Annotated in this window: 15 protein-coding genes; 10 read left to right on the forward strand and 5 right to left on the reverse strand. The window is 72.5% G+C overall.

Features of this window, described 5'->3' with window-relative positions; translation table 11 throughout:
- A partial coding sequence (locus IEZ05_RS23625; RefSeq protein ID WP_268255232.1) for a sigma factor-like helix-turn-helix DNA-binding protein occupies positions 1-105 on the forward strand: 105 nt, incomplete at its 5' end.
- A gap of 140 nt (positions 106-245) precedes the next feature.
- Positions 246-662 (forward strand): ATP-binding protein, encoded by a 417-nt coding sequence (locus IEZ05_RS23630; RefSeq protein ID WP_189232236.1) that lies wholly within the window; start codon positions 246-248, stop codon positions 660-662.
- 233 nt (positions 663-895) lie between these two features.
- Here IEZ05_RS23630 and IEZ05_RS23635 read toward each other — a convergent pair whose 3' ends face one another.
- A complete protein-coding gene (locus IEZ05_RS23635; RefSeq protein ID WP_189232237.1) occupies positions 896-1,255 on the reverse strand; it encodes an STAS domain-containing protein in 360 nt (119 codons plus the stop codon).
- Positions 1,252-2,580 (reverse strand): PP2C family protein-serine/threonine phosphatase, encoded by a 1,329-nt coding sequence (locus tag IEZ05_RS23640; protein ID WP_229869825.1) that lies wholly within the window; start codon positions 2,578-2,580, stop codon positions 1,252-1,254. The genes IEZ05_RS23635 and IEZ05_RS23640 overlap by 4 nt, the downstream gene beginning before the upstream one ends.
- 351 nt (positions 2,581-2,931) lie before the next feature.
- Between IEZ05_RS23640 and IEZ05_RS23645 the strand changes: the two genes are divergently transcribed.
- The 3 genes from IEZ05_RS23645 to IEZ05_RS23655 all read left to right on the forward strand — a co-directional run bounded on the left by IEZ05_RS23645 (position 2,932) and on the right by IEZ05_RS23655 (position 7,797).
- A complete protein-coding gene (locus IEZ05_RS23645) occupies positions 2,932-6,906 on the forward strand; it encodes a SpoIIE family protein phosphatase (RefSeq protein ID WP_229869843.1) in 3,975 nt (1,324 codons plus the stop codon).
- Positions 6,906-7,202: an STAS domain-containing protein gene (locus tag IEZ05_RS23650; protein ID WP_189232239.1), complete on the forward strand. Its 297-nt coding sequence runs from the start codon at positions 6,906-6,908 to the stop codon at positions 7,200-7,202. The genes IEZ05_RS23645 and IEZ05_RS23650 overlap by 1 nt, the downstream gene beginning before the upstream one ends.
- Before the next feature lie 106 nt (positions 7,203-7,308).
- Positions 7,309-7,797, forward strand: a complete 489-nt coding sequence (locus IEZ05_RS23655; protein WP_189232240.1) for a hemerythrin domain-containing protein — start codon at positions 7,309-7,311, stop codon at positions 7,795-7,797.
- Positions 7,798-7,838: 41 nt separating this feature from the next.
- On the opposite strand, the gene IEZ05_RS23660 is transcribed toward IEZ05_RS23655, so the two are convergent.
- A complete protein-coding gene (locus tag IEZ05_RS23660) occupies positions 7,839-8,600 on the reverse strand; it encodes a hypothetical protein (protein ID WP_189232241.1) in 762 nt (253 codons plus the stop codon).
- Between the two features lie 105 nt (positions 8,601-8,705).
- On the opposite strand from IEZ05_RS23660, the gene ggt reads away from it, so the two are divergent.
- Positions 8,706-10,511 carry a gamma-glutamyltransferase gene (gene ggt / locus IEZ05_RS23665; protein WP_189232242.1) on the forward strand — a complete coding sequence of 602 codons (1,806 nt, stop codon included), beginning with the start codon at positions 8,706-8,708 and terminating at the stop codon, positions 10,509-10,511.
- Between the two features lie 6 nt (positions 10,512-10,517).
- On the opposite strand, the gene IEZ05_RS23670 is transcribed toward ggt, so the two are convergent.
- Positions 10,518-13,046, reverse strand: a complete 2,529-nt coding sequence (locus IEZ05_RS23670; protein ID WP_189232243.1) for an ATP-dependent Clp protease ATP-binding subunit — start codon at positions 13,044-13,046, stop codon at positions 10,518-10,520.
- Positions 13,047-13,389: 343 nt separating this feature from the next.
- Positions 13,390-14,166, reverse strand: a complete 777-nt coding sequence (gene map, locus IEZ05_RS23675) for a type I methionyl aminopeptidase (protein ID WP_189232244.1) — start codon at positions 14,164-14,166, stop codon at positions 13,390-13,392.
- Between the two features lie 63 nt (positions 14,167-14,229).
- Between map and IEZ05_RS23680 the strand changes: the two genes are divergently transcribed.
- The 4 genes from IEZ05_RS23680 (at position 14,230) to IEZ05_RS23695 (ending at position 18,243) form a co-directional block, all read left to right on the forward strand.
- The gene (locus tag IEZ05_RS23680) at positions 14,230-14,481 is read left to right on the forward strand and encodes a helix-turn-helix domain-containing protein (RefSeq protein WP_189232245.1); all 252 of its coding nucleotides are present in this window, start codon (positions 14,230-14,232) and stop codon (positions 14,479-14,481) included.
- Between the two features lie 95 nt (positions 14,482-14,576).
- Positions 14,577-15,944: a hypothetical protein gene (locus IEZ05_RS23685; RefSeq protein ID WP_189232246.1), complete on the forward strand. Its 1,368-nt coding sequence runs from the start codon at positions 14,577-14,579 to the stop codon at positions 15,942-15,944.
- A 176-nt stretch (positions 15,945-16,120) separates the two neighbouring features.
- Positions 16,121-16,963: a nitrilase-related carbon-nitrogen hydrolase gene (locus IEZ05_RS23690; RefSeq protein ID WP_189232247.1), complete on the forward strand. Its 843-nt coding sequence runs from the start codon at positions 16,121-16,123 to the stop codon at positions 16,961-16,963.
- Positions 16,960-18,243 carry an aspartate aminotransferase family protein gene (locus IEZ05_RS23695; RefSeq protein ID WP_189232248.1) on the forward strand — a complete coding sequence of 428 codons (1,284 nt, stop codon included), beginning with the start codon at positions 16,960-16,962 and terminating at the stop codon, positions 18,241-18,243. Before IEZ05_RS23690 ends, IEZ05_RS23695 begins: the two co-directional genes overlap by 4 nt.
- Positions 18,244-18,251: the final 8 nt, after the last annotated feature.

Below are 18,251 nucleotides of genomic sequence, written 5' to 3' on the forward strand. Positions count from 1 at the left end.
CAGAAGGAGATCGGCGAACGCCTCGGCGTCTCCCAGATGCACGTGTCCCGGCTGATCTCGCGCCTGCTGGGCCGGCTGCGCGAAGGCATGCTCAGCACCCAGTGACAGTCCTGTCGGTTCTGCGACACGGGAGTGGGTCGGCCTTCTGTGCTCCACGGGGGAGTCACGCGACGGTTGTGCGGGATGGTGAGTTCGAGCTGAACGGTTCACGGTTCCGGCAGGTACCTGCCGGCAGCGGTTCGCGGATGTCCTCCGTGACCTTCGAGCGGCATGCCTTCCGCGTCGCCGACGCGCGGAACTTCGCACTCCGATTCCTTGCCGAGGCGCAGGGCGACGGTGAACCGGCGCTGCCGGCACGCGTGCTGGAGACGGCACAGCTGGTGGTGAGCGAACTGGTCACCAACGCGGTCAAGTACGGTTCCGGGCCCATAGGGCTGTCGTTGGGCCTGGCGGAGGACACGTTGTCCGTCACGGTCCGGGACGGGGAGACGACGCTGCCGAAGCGCCGCCCCGCGGACCCGCGACGGGTCGGCCAGCACGGTCTGGAGATCGTCGCGGCGTTGAGCCAGGACCTCGAGGTGCAGCAGGAGGAGACCGGCAAGCGCGTGACCGCGCGTATCGCGCTGGGCGAGCCCCGGGGCCTGCCGTTCGGACGAGACTGACGTCAGGACACACCGTCGTACCGTCCCGGTCGGCGTGGACCTCCAGCAGATCGCACGACTGACGTACCACCGCGGTCGCCGGTCGGGCGGACGCCGCCACGGCCAGGTGCGGGGGCGTGCGCCGGGCGTCGGCCACGATGTTCTCCGGCAGGCTCCGCGTGTCGCACGGGCAGACGATCCGGGCCCGGCAGTGGCGAAGGCGACGTTGATCGCGGCGGTGCCGCCCCGCGGGGTCAGCTCCGCAGGGCGGAGGCGGCCTCCTGGGCGGTGGCGTGGAAGGTGAAGACCTGGTCGAGTCCGACCACCTGGAAGACACGCATCTGGTCCGGCCTGACGCCGACGAGGCTGAGCGGTGAGCCGGTTGCCTGCGACCGCTGGTAGGCGGTGATGAGCACCGTGATTCCGGTCGAGTCGCAATAGGTCAGTCCGGTCAGGTCGATGATCACGCCGGCGCTGTCGAAGGGGGCCTGCTGGACCGCCTCCGTCAGCACGGGGGAGCTGTGGTGATCCAGCTCGCCGGTCACCTGGAGGACGTACGGACCGGCCGGGGTGGCTCGGGGGGTGACGGTCAGCAGGCGTTCGGGCTCGGTCACCGTTTCTCCTGAATGGGGGGTTCGGGCTGTGCGGGTACGGACAGGGCGAGCAGAGCGGTGTCGTCGCTGACGCCGTCGCCCAGGCGGCGCAGGAGTGCCTCGACGGACGCCAGTAAGCCGTCGGCGGAGCGGTCCTCGGCGTGAGCGTACGTGGAGAGCAGGTACCGGGTGAGGCCGCTCTCGTCGAGCATGGTGCCGTCCGGGGTGCGTGCCTCGGTGAGGCCGTCCGTGTAGAGCAGCAGGCTCTCGCCCGGTGACAACCGCGTGGTGGCCTGGACGAACTGCGGGTCGGGCAGCATGCCCACGAGCTGGCCGCCGGCGGTGGAGATCGGCTCCACCCGTCCGTCGGCGCGTACCGCGAGGGCGGAGGGGTGTCCGCCGCCCGCGAGAGCGACGCTGAACGAGCCGTCGGCCAGGGGCTGCAGCACGCCGAAGACCGCCGTGCAGTAGCGGGGATCGCTGCCCTGGTACTCGCCCTTGAGGACACTGTCGAGGTTGGACAGCGCGGCGCACGGATCGGGGTCGTAGATGGCGGCCGCACGCAGGGTGTAGCGGGTCAGCGAGGTCAGCGCGGCCGCCTCGGCACCCTTGCCGCACACGTCGCCGAGGAAGAACGCCCAGCGGCCGTCGTCGAGCGGGAACAAGTCGTAGAAGTCGCCGCCGACTTCGTGCGGGGAAGCCGTGTGGTAGGCGGCCGCCGCCTGGAGTCCGGGGACCGTCGGCAGGGCCGGGGGGAGCAGGGTGCGCTGCAGCGTCCGGGCGAGGCGTTCGGCCTCGGTACGCCGGTCGCGCTCGGCGGCGACCGTGCGGATGGCCGAGAGGCGCAGCTCGAGTTCGTCCATGACCAGTGCGGCGAGGTCCTGCAGGGCGTCGAGCTGGGCGTCGGTCGGCGTGCGCGGCCGGGTGTCGAGGACGTCGACCGTGCCCAGACGCTGCCCGTCGGCCGTGGTGATCGGCGCGGCGGCGTAGAAACGGACGCCGATGTCGCCCCGGACGAGAGGGTTGGCGCGCGTGCGGGCATCCGTCGAGGCGTCGGTGACCACGTACGGCTCGCCGTGCAGGATGGCGGAGGAGCAGAGGCCGGGATCGCGGCGCATCTCCGTGACACCCGTCAGCCCGTGGGCGGCCTTGAGCCACACCCGGTCGGTGTCCACGATGGCCACCGTGGCCATGGGGGCGTCGAAGATCCGGGCAGCCAGGCCCGCGATCCTGTCGAACGCACCGTCCGGAGGTGTGTCGAGGATCCGGTAGCGCCGGACCGCGTCGAGGCGTCTTCGCTCGTCGGACGCCCGTGGCAGGGGCACCCGCAGCGGACTCGTCGTCACCCTTACCGCTCCCTGCTCTTGCGTCCGTCGTGACACCGCCTGCCGGTGAGGCTCCCGGGCGGCCTGGCTTATCCTACGAAGCTGCCGGCGTTGGCGGGCAAGTCGGGCGGCGACCTCGGTGCACGGTGCCGCAGCGGGCAGGGGAAGAGTGGGAGGCGTCCGGTGACGCGTGCGCAGGACGGTGAGCACGGTCCGGCGGTGACCGCTGGTACAGGCGTGTTCGCCGCCGAGGCGGAGGTCGGCCGGGATCTCGCCGAGGTGGACTGGGCGTCGACCCCGCTGGGTCCCCCGGAGCAGTGGCCGCAGAGTCTGCGGACGGCGGTCAGCATCCTGCTGTCGTCGCGGTTCTCCATGTGGATGGCCTGGGGCCCTGAGCTGACGTTCTTCTGCAACGCGGCTTACCGGCGCGACACGTTGGGCCGCAAGTACCCCTGGGCGCTGGGCCGGCCGGCGCGCGAGGTGTGGGCGGAGATCTGGGACGACATCGGCCCCAGGATCGACACCGTGATGACCACGGGTCAGGCGACCTGGGACCAGGGCCTGCTGCTGTTCCTGGAGCGCTCCGGCTACACGGAGGAGAGCTACCACACCTTCTCGTACAGCCCGTTGCGCGACGACGACGGCGCCGTGGTCGGCATGCTGTGCGTGGTCAGCGAGGAGACCGAGCGCGTCCTCGGTGAGCGGCGGATGGCGACCCTGCGCGACCTGGGGTCGGACCTCAGCGTGGTCCGCACCGAACAGGAGATGCTGACCTTCGTCGATCAGCAGCTGGGCCGCAATCCGCACGATCTGCCGTTCACGTTGACGTACCTGTTCCAGCCCGACGGCTCCGCGGTGCTCGCGGGCACGACAGGGATACCCGCCGGACATCCGGCCGCCCCCGGCATCCTGCCCCCGTCCGGCGGCGTCTGGCCGCTGGAGGAGGTGACTCGCGGCGACTCGGCGCTGGTGCCACTCGTCGGCGCCCCGTTCGCGGGCCTGCCGGCCGGAGGCTGGTCGGAGCCGCCCGCGCAGGCGCTCGCGGTGCCGTTGCTGCAGTCGGGCAGCGCGCCGTACGGACTCCTGGTGGCCGGTCTGAACCGGTACCGCGCGCTGGACGAGGGCTACCGCGGATTCGTCGAACTGGTCGCGGGCCACCTCTCGTCCGGGATCGCCAGCGCGCGCAGCTACCAGGAGCAGCAGCGGCGGGCGGAGGAGCTGGCCGAGCTGGACCGGGCCAAGACCACCTTCTTCTCCAACATCAGCCACGAGTTTCGCACCCCGCTCACCCTGATCATGGGGCCGCTGGAGGAACTGCGCGCACGCCTGGCGGACGCCGAGGCGCCGGTGCGTGAGGAACTGGACGCGATCCACCGCAACGGACTGCGGCTGGGCAAGCTCGTCAACTCGCTGCTGGACTTCTCCCGCATCGAGGCCGGCCGGATGCAGGCACGCTACGAACCGGCCGACCTGGCCGCGGTCACGGCCGAACTGGCCAGCGTGTTCCGCTCCGCCGTCGACAAGGCCGGCCTGACCTTCGACATCGCCTGCCCACCGCTGCCGGACGAGGTGTACATCGACCGCGGCATGTGGGAGAAGGTGATCCTCAACCTGCTGAGCAACGCGCTGAAGTTCACCTTCGACGGCTCGATCCGCGTCACGGTCCGGGGCGAGGGCACCCACGCCGTCGTGGAGGTCGCCGACACGGGCATCGGCGTACCCGCGGCCGAGATGCCCCGGCTGTTCGAGCGGTTCCACCGGATCGAGACCGCCCGCTCCCGCTCCACGGAGGGCAGTGGCATCGGGCTGGCCCTGGTCAAGGAGCTGGTCGCCCTGCACGGTGGCACGATCACCGCCGACAGCACCGAGGGCGAGGGCACCCGCTTCACGATCCGCGTGCCGTTCGGCGCGGCCCACCTGCCTTCCACCGCACTCGTACCGGCCGACACCGGCCGGGCGGGGTCCGCCGCCGACTCCTACCTCGTGGAAGCGCTGCGCTGGCTGCCCGAAGGGGCGGCCGACGCCGAGGAACCGGCAACCGCGGCGGTGACCGGGGCCGGATCGCCGGGACAGGCCTCCGGTCCGGCCGTGCCGGCGCGGATCCTGATCGCCGACGACAACGCCGACATGCGCGGGTACCTCACCCGCCTCCTGCACGGGGCCGGGTACCGGGTCGACACCGTCGACGACGGTCTGGCGGCCCTGCAGGCCGTCCGGGCGGACGCTCCGGACCTGGTGATCAGCGACGTCATGATGCCCGGTCTCGACGGTCTGGCCCTGGTGTCGACGCTGCGCACCGACCCTCGGACCGCCTCCGTGCCGGTGCTGCTGCTGTCGGCCAGGGCCGGGCAGGAGGCTTCCATCGAAGGACTCCGGGCGGGCGCCGACGACTATCTCGTCAAACCGTTCGCCGCGGCCGAACTCCTCGCCCGGGTGCGGGCCAACGTCGAGCTGGCGCGGCTGCGCAACCACCAGGCCCGCTGGCGCAGCGCCCTGATCGACTCCCTGCAGGAGGCCTTCTTCGTCTGCGACGAGGACGGCGCCGTCACCGAGATCAACACCGCCTTCACGGACATCCTCGGTTATGACCCCGAAGGCCTGCCCTACCAGCCGGTCCATCCCTGGTGGCCGGACGCCGAGACCGATCCCGAGGCACACCAGCAGGTCCACGACGCCTTCGCACAGCTGTTGGGCAATCCCAAGGGCTCGTACACCATTCCGGTCAGCCATCGCGACGGTCACCGGCTGTGGGTGACGGCCACCTTCAACCAGGCCCACGATCCGGACACCGGCCGCCGGGTCACGGTCGGCACCTTCCGGGACGTCACCGCCGAGCACTACGCGATCCAGCGCAAGAGCGCCCAGGCCGCCCTCAGCATGCGGCTCACCCAGGCCACCAGTGCGCCGGAGGCGCTGGCGGGGGTGCTGGACGAACTGAAGCACCTGTGGCGGGCCGAGTGCGTCCTGGCGGCCGTCGTCGCGCCCGGCCAGGAACCGTCCGTGACCGCGACCGACACCGGTCTGCGCTGGCAGGACCTGCCCGTCGAGCGCCGGGACAGGCTCACCGCCTGGCTCGACCAGCCGTTGCTCACCCCGGTCGACGACGACACGGGTGCCGGCATCGCCGTCAACCACCCCGACGGGACGATGGTGCTCTGGATCGACCTCGGGGGCCACCGTCCCTTCAACGGTGAGGATCAGCTGCTGCTGTCCCTGCTGGCCGGCCAGCTCGCCCAGGGACTGGCGCGCGCGCACCAGATCGACCAGCAGCGCGAGACGGCCATCGCCCTGCAGCGCGCCATCCTCGGCCCGTCCGACCTGCCCGACGGCTTCGCCGTCCGCTACGAACCCGCCACCCAGCCCCTGGAGGTCGGCGGCGACTGGTACGACACCGTCAGGCTGCACGACGGACGCATAGGCATCGTCGTCGGCGACTGCGTGGGACGCGGTCTCGAAGCCGCCACCGTCATGGGCCAACTGCGCAGTGCCTGCCGCGCCCTGCTCCTCCAGGACGCGAGTCCCGCGCAGACCCTGATGGCTCTCGACCGCTTCGCCGCCGGCATCCCCGGCGCGACGTGCACCACCGTCTTCTGCGGCGTCCTCGACCCCGGCACCGGCCACCTCACCTACTCCAGCGCCGGGCACCCGCCCGGCATCCTCACCCACCCCGACGGCACCACCGCGCTCCTCGACGAGGGACGCTCCGTCCCCCTGGCCGTGCGTCCGGGCAGGCACCGCCCCGAAGGCTCCTGCACCGTGCCCGCGCGCGCCACCCTCCTGCTGTACACCGACGGCCTCGTGGAACGCCGGCGCCGCCCGCTGACCGCCGGCATCGACCAGGCCAGCGAGGCCGTCCAGGCCGGCCGCAACGCCACCGTCGACGACCTCGCCACCCAGGTCATGACGCGCCTCGCACCCACCGACGGCTACGACGACGACGTGGCCCTCCTGCTGTACCGGCACCCGGCGCCGCTGGACGTGGCCTTCCCGGCGGAGTCGTCCCAGCTCGCACCGGTCCGCAAGGCCCTGCGCAGCTGGCTCGACCAGTGCGAACTGCCCCCGCACACCGTCCAGAACGTCCTGGTGGCCGCGGGAGAAGCCTGTGCCAACGCCATCGAGCACGGGCACCGCGACGCTCCCGGAGACACGGTCCGGCTACGGGCCGAAGCCCTCGTCGACGACCTCCGCCTGACCGTCGCCGACACCGGCCGGTGGAAGACACCCCAGCCTGACCTCAACGCCCACCGTGGGCGAGGCGTGGCCCTGATGCGCGCGCTGATGCAACAGGTCACCATCACCTCCGGCGCGGCCGGGACCACCGTCGACATGCATACGAGGATCGCCTGATGACCACCCCGCTCACGCTCACCCCCAGCCTGCGTCCCGACGGCGCGACGCTGCTGACGGTCGTCGGCGAGATCGACATGAGCAACACCGACGCCCTGGCCACGGCCATCGAGACGACCGACGGCCCTCTCGTCATCGACCTCACGGCCGTCGAGTACCTCGACAGCGCCGGTCTGAGCGTGCTGTTCACCCACACCGAACGCATCGAACTCATCGCCACGCCGCTGCTGGCCCCGGTCCTGAGCATCTCGGGGCTCGCCGACCTGACCACCGTGCACGGCCTCGACACGCCCTGAAAGCCGAGGCGGCGAGGAGCGGCGGCGCAAACAGCAAGGTCTCACCTGCGAGAACGGGGGTAATCGCGAGACCGGAACGCCCACCGCTCACAGCTGAGGAGTCACTGTGCCGTCCCACGACGTCGTCGAACTCATCCTTCACGACCACCGCCGCATGGAAGACCTTTTCCGCACCATGCGCAACGCGGAAGCCGACCGTGCCGCCGCTCTCGCGGAATTCGCGAACCTCCTGATCGCCCACGCCTCGGCCGAGGAGGACAAGGTCTACCCGGCCCTGCGGCGCTACAAGAACGTGGACGACGACGACGTCGACCACAGCGTGCACGAGCACGAGGAGGGCAACGAGGCGCTGCTCGCGCTGCTGGAGGTGGAGGACACCGCTTCGCAGGAGTGGGAGGACAAGCTCGAGGAGCTGGTCACGGCGGTCAATCACCACGCGGACGAGGAAGAGCGGACCCTGCTCAACGACGCCCGCGAGAACGTCGCCGACGAGCGCCGGGCGGAGCTGGGCAAGGCGTTCCACGAGGCCCGTGCGAGGTACCTGGAGTCCGACTGCGGCAGCGTGGAGAACGTGCGCAAGCTGGTGGCCGGTTAGCGGCCGGCCCCCGTCGGCGCGGTACCCGGGCCTGCGGGGGCTCAGGCCCGGTGCGAGTTCCGGGACGTCGCCGGTGCCGGGGCCGGCAGCGGGCTCGTCGCCGCCCGGGTCACGTCGCCGACGAGCTCGACGACGTCCGGGCCGTACGCCTGCGAGTTGACCACCTTCAGCAACAGCACGAAGGAATTCTTGCCGTGCTTGCGCGCCAGCCGCTCGTGGTGCCGGGCGAGGTAGCGCGTGGCGGCCTGGTTGGTGATCGCGCGCTGGCCGCAGAACAGGAAGGCCGGGCGGGCCTCGCGCCGGTCGCCGGCGGTGAGGCGGGCCAGCATGACGTACTCCGTGACGCCCGGGTCCATCCGGTAGCGCTCGCCGCCTATCTGGAACGCGGCCCGGTCCGGGCCGGGCTCCGGGTCCACGTTGATCCGCACCCCGGGCAGCATCGCCGCCATGTGGGCCACCATCCGCCGGTTCGACCCGGGGCCGCCCACGCAGAACTCCGTGCGCTCGCCGAAACCCTGGTGGACCGCGTCCTGCGTGACCACCTGGACGTGCGCGCCGCAGTCCTTGATCAGCGCGGACAGTTCCAGCAGCGCGAACACGTCGAAGCGGTGCACCGCCGGTTCGGAGGCGGCGGGGTCCCGGTTGACGACGAGCAGCGACTCGGCGTTCTCCGGCAGGCCGAAGAACGCCTGCTTGCGGCGGAGTTTCCGCTTCCAGAGATACGTACGGGCGAGCCAGCCCAGCGCGGCGCTGATGCCCGTCGCCATCACACCCAGGACGATGTTGCGTACGTCGTCAGTCATGGGCGCGCATGCTAGCGGTCGTCGGGGCGCCGGTGTCCGACGGGCCCCTGACGCGGCCATGACGATGATTTAAGCTGCCCGAACGGCCTTTCACTGGAGGTGCGGATGCGTCGCCCTGTCGCACGGAATCTGACGGTCCTGGCGGTCTCGGCCGCCGTGGTGTCGGTGGGGGCGGCGGCGCCACCCGCCGCGCAGCACAGACCCGCCGCCCCGAAGACCCCGGTCGCCGTCGGCTACGGAGGGGCGGTCGCCAGCGTCGACCAGGACGCCTCCGCCGCCGGCATCGAGGTGCTGCGCAAGGGCGGCAACGCCGTCGACGCGGCCGTCGCCACCGCCGCCGCGCTCGGGGTCACCGAGCCCTACTCCGCCGGCATCGGCGGCGGCGGGTACTTCGTCTACTACGACGCCAAGTCCCGTACGGTGCGCACCATCGACGGCCGCGAGACCGCGCCGCTGACCGCGGACGAGACCCTGTTCACCGAGAACGGCAAGCCGCTCGCCTTCGCCGACGCCGTCACCAGCGGCCTCGCCGTCGGCACCCCCGGCACGCCCGCGACCTGGCAGACGGCCCTGGACCGGTGGGGCAGCCGGAAGCTCGCCTCCGTCCTGGAGCCCGCCGAACGCCTGGCCCGCGACGGCTTCACCGTCGACGGCACCTTCCGCTCCCAGACCGCCGCCAACGAACAGCGGTTCCGCTACTTCCCGGACACCGCCGAGCTGTTCCTGCCCGGCGGCGAACTCCCCGTCGTCGGCTCCACCTTCAAGAACCCCGACCTGGCCCGTACGTACGAGGAGCTGGGCCGCAAGGGCGTCGGCGCGATCTACCACGGCGAGCTGGGCGAGGACATCGTCGCCACCGTCAACAAGCCGCCCGTCGACCCGGACTCCGGCTGGAACGCCCGCCCGGGCGACCTGTCGGCCAAGGACCTCGCGGCCTACCAGGCCAAGCTCCAGGCCCCCACCAGGACCACGTACCGCGGCCTGAACGTCTACTCCATCGCCCCCTCCTCCTCCGGCGGCACCACGGTCGGCGAGGCCCTCAACATCCTCGAGCGCACCGACCTGTCGAAGGCGAGCAAGGCGCGCTACCTGCACCGCTTCATCGAGGCGAGCCGTATCGCCTTCGCCGACCGCGGGCGCTGGGTCGGCGACCCGGCCTTCGAGGACGTACCGGCGAAGGAGCTGCTGTCGCAGCGGTACGCCGACTCGCGCGAGTGCCTGATCAAGGACGACGCGGTGCTCACCAGCCCCCTCGCGCCCGGCGACCCGAGGCACCCGGGCTCCTGCGCGGGCGGCGGCACGGCGGCGCCGACGACGTACGAGGGTGAGAACACCACTCACCTCACGGTCGCCGACAGGTGGGGCAACGTCGTCGCCTACACGCTCACCATCGAGCAGACCGGCGGCAGCGGCATCACCGTGCCCGGCCGGGGCTTCCTGCTCAACAACGAGCTGACCGACTTCTCCTTCGCCCCCGCCAACCCGGCCGTCCACGACCCGAACCTGCCCGGCCCCGGCAAGCGGCCGCGCTCGTCGATCGCGCCGACGATCGTGCTGGACCAGCACCACAAGCCGGTCGTGGCGGTCGGCTCACCCGGTGGTGCGACCATCATCACCACCGTGCTCCAGACCCTGACCGGCTTCCTCGACCGCGGCCTCCCGCTGGTCGACGCGATCGCCGCGCCGCGCGCCAGTCAGCGCAACGCCGACGGGACCGAGCTCGAACCCGGCCTCTACGACAGCGGGTTGCGGGCGGAGCTGGAAGCCCTCGGGCACTCGTTCAAGCGCAACCCGGAGATCGGCGCGGCGACCGGTGTGCAGCGGCTGCCGGACGGCAGGTGGCTGGCCGCCGCCGAGAAGGAACGGCGCGGCGGCGGCTCGGCCATGGTGGTCAGGCCCGCGCGGCGGTAGCCCGCGTCACAGTTCGGGGACGGGCCGCTCCGGCGTGCGGAACGCCAGCCGCCCGTCCTCGACGTCGACCGTGACCCGGCCGCCCTCGTGGATGCGGCCGTCGAGCAGCAGCCGGGAGAGCTGGTTGTCCACCTCGCGCTGGATGGTCCGGCGCAGCGGCCGGGCACCGTACTCGGGCTGGTAGCCGCGCTCGGCGATCCAGTCCACGGCCGCGTCGGTGAAGTCGACGGTGATGTCCTGCGCCCGCACCATGCGCCGGGTCTGATCCAGCAGCAGGCTGGTGATCTGCCGCAGCTGTTCGCCACTGAGCTGGCGGAAGACGACGATCTCGTCGATGCGGTTCAGGAACTCCGGCCGGAAGTGCTCGCGCAGCGGACGCAGCACCTGCTCGCGCCGGGCCTCCTCGTCCGCCTCGGAACCACCTGCCCCGAAGCCGATGCCGGCACCGCGCCGGGTGATCACGTCGGAGCCCAGGTTGCTGGTCATGACGACGACCGTGTTCGTGAAGTCCACCGTCCGGCCCTGCGAGTCGGTCAGGCGGCCGTCGTCCAGGACCTGGAGCAGGATGTTGAAGACGTCCGGGTGCGCCTTCTCCACCTCGTCCAGCAGCAGCAGCGAGTACGGGTGCCGGCGCACCACCTCGGTGAGCTGGCCGGCCTCCTCGTGCCCGACGTAGCCGGGCGGGGCGCCGACCAGGCGGCTGACGGTGTGCCGTTCCTGGTACTCGCTCATGTCGAGGCGCACCATGCGGTCCTCGCTGCCGAACAGGGCCTCCGCCAGGGCCCGGGCCAACTCGGTCTTGCCGACGCCGGTCGGGCCGAGGAAGAGGAAGGACCCGATGGGCCGGTCGGGGCTGGCGAGTCCGGCGCGGGAGCGCAGTACGGCGTCGGAGACGACCCGTACGGCCTCGTCCTGGCCGACCACCCGCTCGTGCAGGTGCGACTCCAGGCCCAGCAGGCGGTCCTTCTCCTCCTGGGTGAGGCTGCTGACCGGGATGCCGGTCTGCCGGGACACCACCTCGGCGATGGACTCCGTGCCGACCACCAGGTTCAGGCCCTCGTCGGCCTCCCCGCCGCCGTCCGCCTCGGTGATCCGCTGCTTCAGCTCGGTGATCCGGTCGCGCAGCTGCATCGCCTGCTCGTACTGCTCGTCCGCGACGGCCTGGTCCTTGTCCCGGATCAGCTGGTCGACCTCGCGCTCCATGGCCCGTACGTCCGTGCCCTTGGTGCGCGCCCGCAGCCGCACCCGGGCACCGGCCTGGTCGATGAGGTCGATCGCCTTGTCCGGCAGGCGCCGGTCGGTGAGGTAGCGGTCGGACATCTCCACGGCCGCGACCAGTGCCTCGTCGGTGTAGCGGACCTGGTGGTGGGCCTCGTAGCGGTCGCGCAGTCCGCGCAGGATCTCGATGGCGTCCGCGGTGGTGGGCTCGGGGACCAGGATCGGCTGGAAGCGGCGGGCGAGGGCCGCGTCCTTCTCGATCCGGCGGTACTCCTCCAGGGTGGTGGCGCCCACGATGTGCAGTTCGCCGCGGGCCAGGGCCGGCTTGAGGATGTTGCCGGCGTCCATCGAGCCGCTCTCGCCGCCGCCACCGGCGCCGACGACCGTGTGCAGCTCGTCGATGAAGATGATCAGCTGTTCCGAGTGGGCGCGGATCTCGCCCACGATGTTGTTCAGCCGCTCCTCGAAGTCGCCCCGGTAGCGGGTGCCCGCGACCACGCCCGTCAGGTCCAGCGAGACCACCCGGCGCCCGATGAGCACGTCGGGCACGTCACCGTCGGTGATGCGCTGGGCGAGCCCCTCCACGATGGCGGTCTTGCCGACGCCCGCGTCACCGATCAGCACCGGGTTGTTCTTGCCGCGGCGGGAGAGCACCTCGACGGTCTGCTCGATCTCCTCCTCGCGCCCGATCACGGGGTCGATCCGGCCCTGCTGGGCCAGGTCGGTGAGGTCGCGGCCGTACTTGTCCAGTGTCGGCGTGTTCGTGGTCCGGGGGCCCTCCGCGCGGGTCTTGGCGGCGTCCGGCGTCTCCGTGGGCAGGCCCGAGGGGGCGAAGCGGGCCGCGTTCAGGATGTGCCCGGCGGCCGAGTCCGGGTTGGCGGCCAGGGCGCTGAGCACGTGCTCCGGGCCGATGTACCCGGTGCCGGTGGAGCGGGCCAGCTCGTGCGCGTCCAGCAGGGCGCGCTTGACGGCCGGGGTGAGGGAGAGCGACGTGGGCGGCGGGACCTCGCCCGGCGGGTGCTGCACGGGGCCGGTCCGCTCGTCGATCTGCGACGCCAGCGCGTCGGGATCGGCGCCGGCCCGGCTGAGCAGGCCGCGGGTCGGTTCGGTGGCGAGCGCGGCGCGCAGCAGGTGCTCGGTGTCCAGGTCCCGGCTGCCGTGCTCGGCGGCGTACTGGGCGGCGCCGCGCACCAGCTCCCGGGCGGGCTGGCTGAGCAGCCGCCCGATGTCGATCTGCCTCGGCCTGGGCCCGCCGAAGAAGCGCGCCAGGAATTCCGCGAACGGGTCGCCCTCCGGGCCCATGTAGCCGCTGCTCATCGTGTACGGACCTCCGCTGCATCGCTGATCGACGTGCCGGGGCCGGGTAACCCGGTCGGGGCGCGGTCATGCCCAACATGACACGTTCTGTTCCACTGGGCATGTCCGGGGGCGTCCGGTGGGCGGGCGGCTCCGGGGAGCCGGTGTGGGGGCCGGGCGGGGGCGGGTCGCGTGGCCCGGCGCCGGCCGGGTGGCCTCCCCGGTCTCTCGCTCGAGCGGGAGGTACCCCCACCGCCCACCTGTGCCGCCCTGGGGGTACCTCCCAGGCCGTTCAGGCACTGGGGGAGGCCCGATTGCCCGCAGCTGCGCGGGACGGCGGTCCGCAGGTGCGTCCGGCGGTGCCTCACAGGCCTTCTCGTGACGTCAGGACGCGTGGTCCCGACTCCGTGATCGCCACCGTGTGCTCCACGTGTGCCGCCCGGGAGCCGTCGTCGGTGCGCAGGGTCCAGCCGTCCGCGGCGGCGTGCCATGCGTCCCGCCCGCTGCCGATCAGCATCGGTTCGACGGCGAGGACCATGCCGGGGCGCAGCGGGAGTCCGCGACCAGGGCGGCCCTCGTTGGGTACCTCCGGGTCCTCGTGCATGCGCCGGCCGATGCCGTGGCCGCCGAAGCCGTCGGGGACGCCGTAGCCCGCCGCCCGGCACACCGAGCCGACGGCGTGCGCGATGTCTCCGATGCGGTTGCCGACGACGGCCGCGTCGACGGCCGCCGCGAGGGCCCGCTCGGCGGTGTCGATCAGGGCCGTGTCCGCCGGGCGCGGGGTGCCCACGACGAAGCTGATCGCCGAGTCGCCGGCCCAGCCGTCCAGCGTCGCCCCGCAGTCGAGGGAGAGGAGGTCGCCGTCGCGGAGCCGGTAGCCGTCCGGGATGCCGTGCACGATCGCGTCGTTCACCGAGGCGCAGATGACGGCCGGGAAGGGCGTCGGCGCGAAGGAGGGCCGGTAGCCGAGGAAGGGCGAGGCCGCGCCGGCCTCCCGCAGCACCTCACGGGCCACGGCGTCCAGCTCCAGCAGGGACACGCCCACGTCCGCGGCCCGCCGTGCGGCGGTCAGGGCGCGGGCGACGACCTGGCCGGCCGCGTGCATGGCATCGATCGATGTGTCGGTCTTCAGTTCCACCATGCCAATAACTATACCGGTATTTGAATTGGGTCCTTCGCGGCGGGCCGGTATTAGAATGACGGCATGGTGCGCACTCCTTTGACCCCGGAAGAACGCGAACGCGGCGAGCGGCTCGGGCGGCTGCTCCGCTCGGCCCGCGGCGACCGCACCATGACGGAGGTCGCCGCACAGGCCGGCGTCTCCGCCGAGACCCTGCGCAAGATCGAGACCGGGCGGGCGCCGACACCGGCGTTCTTCACGGTGGCCGCGCTGGCCGCCGCCCTGGGGGTGTCCATGGACGAACTGGCGGGACAGTGCGCGCTCGTGGGCGTCTGACGTCCGCTCCCGAAAACTCCCCGTAGCCGACCCGTAACACGGCTGGTGTTCCCTACAGCCGGAGCGGAGTCCTCCAGGCGGGCGGGAGTCGAACGATGGCCGTGGAAGAACTGCCGGGGCGCGTACGGGAGTTCGCGCACTACCTGACGGGACTGGTGGCGCGCCTCGACCCGGACACCGGCTGGTGCGCGGTGTTCCGGCAGCGCGACCCGGACGGCATGCGGGCCTGCCTCGACGGCCGCGAGGTGCCGCCCTGGGACGTGGTGGAGGCGCTGCTCCAGGATCTCGCCGGGCGGTACGGCGCCGCCGCCGAGACGGAGACGGCAGCCGCCCGCGCCCTGCACGCGGCCGCGCTCACCGCGTACGACGCGCTGCCCGGCGCCCGCGACGCCCTCGGGGACCGGCTCGACGTGATGCTCCGCGAGCAGCGGTACGCCGCCGAACGGCAGGCGGAACTCGGCCGCCTGCTCGCCGAGGCCGTGACGCCCGAGGCGGCCGACGCCCTCCGCCTCGACCTGGCCTGGGCCCGTGACGACCACGCCCGGGCGACCGCCCGGTGCGCCGAGATCCGGGCCCGGACGGCGGAACTGGACCGCGCCGCCGGACGGGACCGACGGGTCCGGCGGGGGAGGGGCGAGGCCGACGCCGGACCCCCGGCGTACGGCGGGTCGGCCCGATCCGCGGCCGACCCGGACAGTCCCGTTCCCGTGTCCGCCGAGCCCGCGCACCCCGAGACCGAGCAGCCCAGACGCCGCCGGGGCGGCGCACGCTTCGCCGGCCTCCCGGACGAGGACCGGGCCCCCGTCGCCGCAGTACCGGCCCACCTGCCGGACCCGGTCGCCGCCCCCGCCGCACGCACCCCGGGCGGCGCACGTTTCGCCGGGGCCACCGCGGCCGCCGAACCCGTGCCGACGCCGACCGTGCCGACGGCTCAGGACGACCGGGCGGCAGTCGCCCGGGTCGTCGAGGCGCTGGCGCGGCTGCGCGCCGAGGGGCGCAGCGGGGAGGCGCACGCGCTGCTGGCCGAGGCCGCGCACGGGCCCGCCGTCCGCTTCCCCCTGCTCGCCGAGCGGCTGGACCGCGCCGGGCTCGGCGCCGACCGGACGACACTGCTGTGGGAGGCCGCCTCGCTGCCCGCCGCCCGGCTGGTCGCCGCCGCCGACGCGCTGACCGCCGCCGGGCGCGCGGCCGACGGGGAGCAGGTCCTGCGGCAGGGCGTCGTACGGCCAGCCGCGGAGATCGGACACTGCCTACTCGGACTCACCGCCGAGGGCCGTCACCGCGAGGCCCGCGCGCTCCTCGACGCCTGCGTCCGCGCCCGCACCCCGCAGCAGGCCGCCCGCGTCGCCGAGCCCGCCCCGGCCGTGCTCGTACCGCTGCTGCTGGACGCGGCACGAGCGGTCTCCGAGGAACGCCACTGGGATCTCGTCCACGCCCTGCGCGTCGCCGGACTGGCCGGCTGAGGGCGCCGCACCAGCCTCGTAAGCCCCACCACTCACCCGCAGGAGTGCGAATCGCGATCGACACCCCGGCTTGGCGACGATGGTCTTGGCAAGCCCGTCCGAGAGGCTTACGTTCGTCCCTCTACGGCCTGCTCTACGGGCGTAGAGGCTCTGACGTCGTGTCGAAGGAGCAGCTCATGGCCAACGTCGTACGTGCCGCTCTGGTCCAGGCCACCTGGACCGGCGACACCGAGTCCATGGTGGCGAAACACGAGGAGCACGCCCGCGAGGCGGCCCGGCAGGGCGCCCGGGTCATCGGCTTCCAGGAAGTCTTCAACGCCCCCTACTTCTGCCAGGTCCAGGACCCCGAGCACTACCGCTGGGCCGAGCCCGTGCCCGACGGGCCGACCACCCGCCGCATGCAGGCACTCGCGCGCGAGACCGGCATGGTGATCGTCGTCCCGGTCTTCGAGGTCGAGCAGTCCGGCTTCTACTACAACACCGCGGCCGTGATCGACGCCGACGGCACCGTCCTCGGCACCTACCGCAAGCACCACATCCCGCAGGTCAAGGGCTTCTGGGAGAAGTTCTACTTCCGGCCCGGCAACCTCGGCTGGCCCGTCTTCGACACGGCCGTCGGCAAGGTCGGCGTCTACATCTGCTACGACCGGCACTTCCCGGAGGGCTGGCGGCAGCTCGGCCTCGGCGGCGCCCAGCTGGTCTACAACCCCTCCGCCACCCACCGGGGCCTGTCCGCCCACCTGTGGCGGCTGGAGCAGCCCGCGGCGGCCGTCGCCAACGAGTACTTCGTCGCCGCGATCAACCGGGTCGGGCAGGAGGAGTACGGCGACAACGACTTCTACGGGACGTCGTACTTCGTCGACCCGCGCGGCCAGTTCGTCGGCGACGTCGCCAGCGACACCAAGGAGGAACTCGTCGTCCGCGACCTGGACTTCGACCTCATCGAGCAGGTGCGGCAGCAGTGGGCCTTCTACCGCGACCGCCGCCCCGACGCCTACGAAGGGCTGGTGCAGCCGTGACCAAGGACCTGTTCGCCCGTCACCGCGCCGTGCTGCCCGACTGGCTCGCGCTCTACTACGAGGACCCGCTGGAGATCACGCACGGCGAGGGCCGGCACGTCTGGGACTCCTTGGGCAACAAGTACCTCGACTTCTTCGGCGGCATCCTCACCACGATGACCGCGCACGCCCTGCCCGAGGTGACCAAGGCGGTGAGCGAGCAGGCCGGGCGGATCATCCACTCCTCGACGCTCTACCTGAACCGGCCGATGGTCGAACTCGCCGAGCGCGTCGCCCAGCTGTCCGGCATCCCCGACGCGCGCGTCTTCTTCACCACCTCCGGAACCGAGGCCAACGACACCGCCCTGCTCCTCGCCACCACGTACCGGCGCAGCAACACGATCCTGGCGATGCGCAACAGCTACCACGGCCGTTCCTTCAGCGCCGTCGGTATCACCGGCAACCGCGGCTGGTCCCCGACCTCGCTGTCCCCGCTCCAGACGCTGTACGTGCACGGCGGCGTGCGCACCCGCGGGCCCTACGCCCACCTGGACGACCGCGACTTCATCGACGCCTGCGTCGCCGACCTGAAGGACCTCCTCGGCCACACCCGCCCGCCCGCCGCGCTGATCGCCGAACCCGTGCAGGGCGTCGGCGGCTTCACCTCCCCGCCGGACGGCCTGTACGCCGCCTTCCGTGAGGTGCTGCACGAGCGGGGCATCCTGTGGATCGCCGACGAGGTGCAGACCGGCTGGGGTCGCACCGGAGAGCACTTCTGGGGCTGGCAGGCCCACGGACGCAGCGGCCCGCCCGACATCGTGACCTTCGCCAAGGGCATCGGCAACGGCATGTCGATCGGCGGCGTCATCGCCCGCGCCGAGATCATGAACTGCCTGGACGCCAACAGCATCTCCACCTTCGGCGGCACCCAGGTCACCATGGCGGCCGGCCTCGCCAACCTCACCTACCTGCTGGAACACGACCTCCAGGGCAACGCCCGGCGCGTCGGCGGACTGCTCCTGGAACGGCTGCGAGGCGTCGCCGCCCAGGTGCCGCACGTCCGGGAGGTGCGCGGACGCGGCTTGATGCTCGGCATCGAGCTGACCCGGCCCGGCACCGACGAGGCCGACCCCCGGGCCGCCTCCGCCGTGCTGGAGGAGGCCCGCGCGGGCGGCCTGCTCATCGGCAAGGGCGGCGGCCACGACACCAGCGCCCTGCGCATCGCCCCGCCGATGTCCCTCACCGTCGCGGAGGCCGAGGAGGGTGCCGCGATCCTCGAACGCGCCCTGCGGAGCCTGTGACGTCCGTG

Origin of the sequence: Streptomyces flaveolus (assembly GCF_014648815.1) — a bacterium.
Classification (GTDB): Bacteria; Actinomycetota; Actinomycetes; order Streptomycetales; family Streptomycetaceae; genus Streptomyces; species Streptomyces flaveolus.

What these genes read in the sequence shown, in the direction of transcription:
- IEZ05_RS23630 (WP_189232236.1), top strand. Translation starts at nt 246, where the DNA reads ATGTCCTCCGTGACCTTCGAGCGGCATGCCTTCCGCGTCGCCGACGCG.
- IEZ05_RS23645 (WP_229869843.1), top strand. Translation starts at nt 2,932, where the DNA reads ATGTGGATGGCCTGGGGCCCTGAGCTGACGTTCTTCTGCAACGCGGCT.
- IEZ05_RS23650 (WP_189232239.1), top strand. Translation starts at nt 6,906, where the DNA reads ATGACCACCCCGCTCACGCTCACCCCCAGCCTGCGTCCCGACGGCGCG.
- IEZ05_RS23660 (WP_189232241.1), bottom strand. Translation starts at nt 8,600, where the DNA reads ATGACTGACGACGTACGCAACATCGTCCTGGGTGTGATGGCGACGGGC.
- ggt (WP_189232242.1), top strand. Translation starts at nt 8,706, where the DNA reads ATGCGTCGCCCTGTCGCACGGAATCTGACGGTCCTGGCGGTCTCGGCC.
- IEZ05_RS23670 (WP_189232243.1), bottom strand. Translation starts at nt 13,046, where the DNA reads ATGAGCAGCGGCTACATGGGCCCGGAGGGCGACCCGTTCGCGGAATTC.
- map (WP_189232244.1), bottom strand. Translation starts at nt 14,166, where the DNA reads ATGGTGGAACTGAAGACCGACACATCGATCGATGCCATGCACGCGGCC.
- IEZ05_RS23680 (WP_189232245.1), top strand. Translation starts at nt 14,230, where the DNA reads ATGGTGCGCACTCCTTTGACCCCGGAAGAACGCGAACGCGGCGAGCGG.
- IEZ05_RS23685 (WP_189232246.1), top strand. Translation starts at nt 14,577, where the DNA reads ATGGCCGTGGAAGAACTGCCGGGGCGCGTACGGGAGTTCGCGCACTAC.
- IEZ05_RS23690 (WP_189232247.1), top strand. Translation starts at nt 16,121, where the DNA reads ATGGCCAACGTCGTACGTGCCGCTCTGGTCCAGGCCACCTGGACCGGC.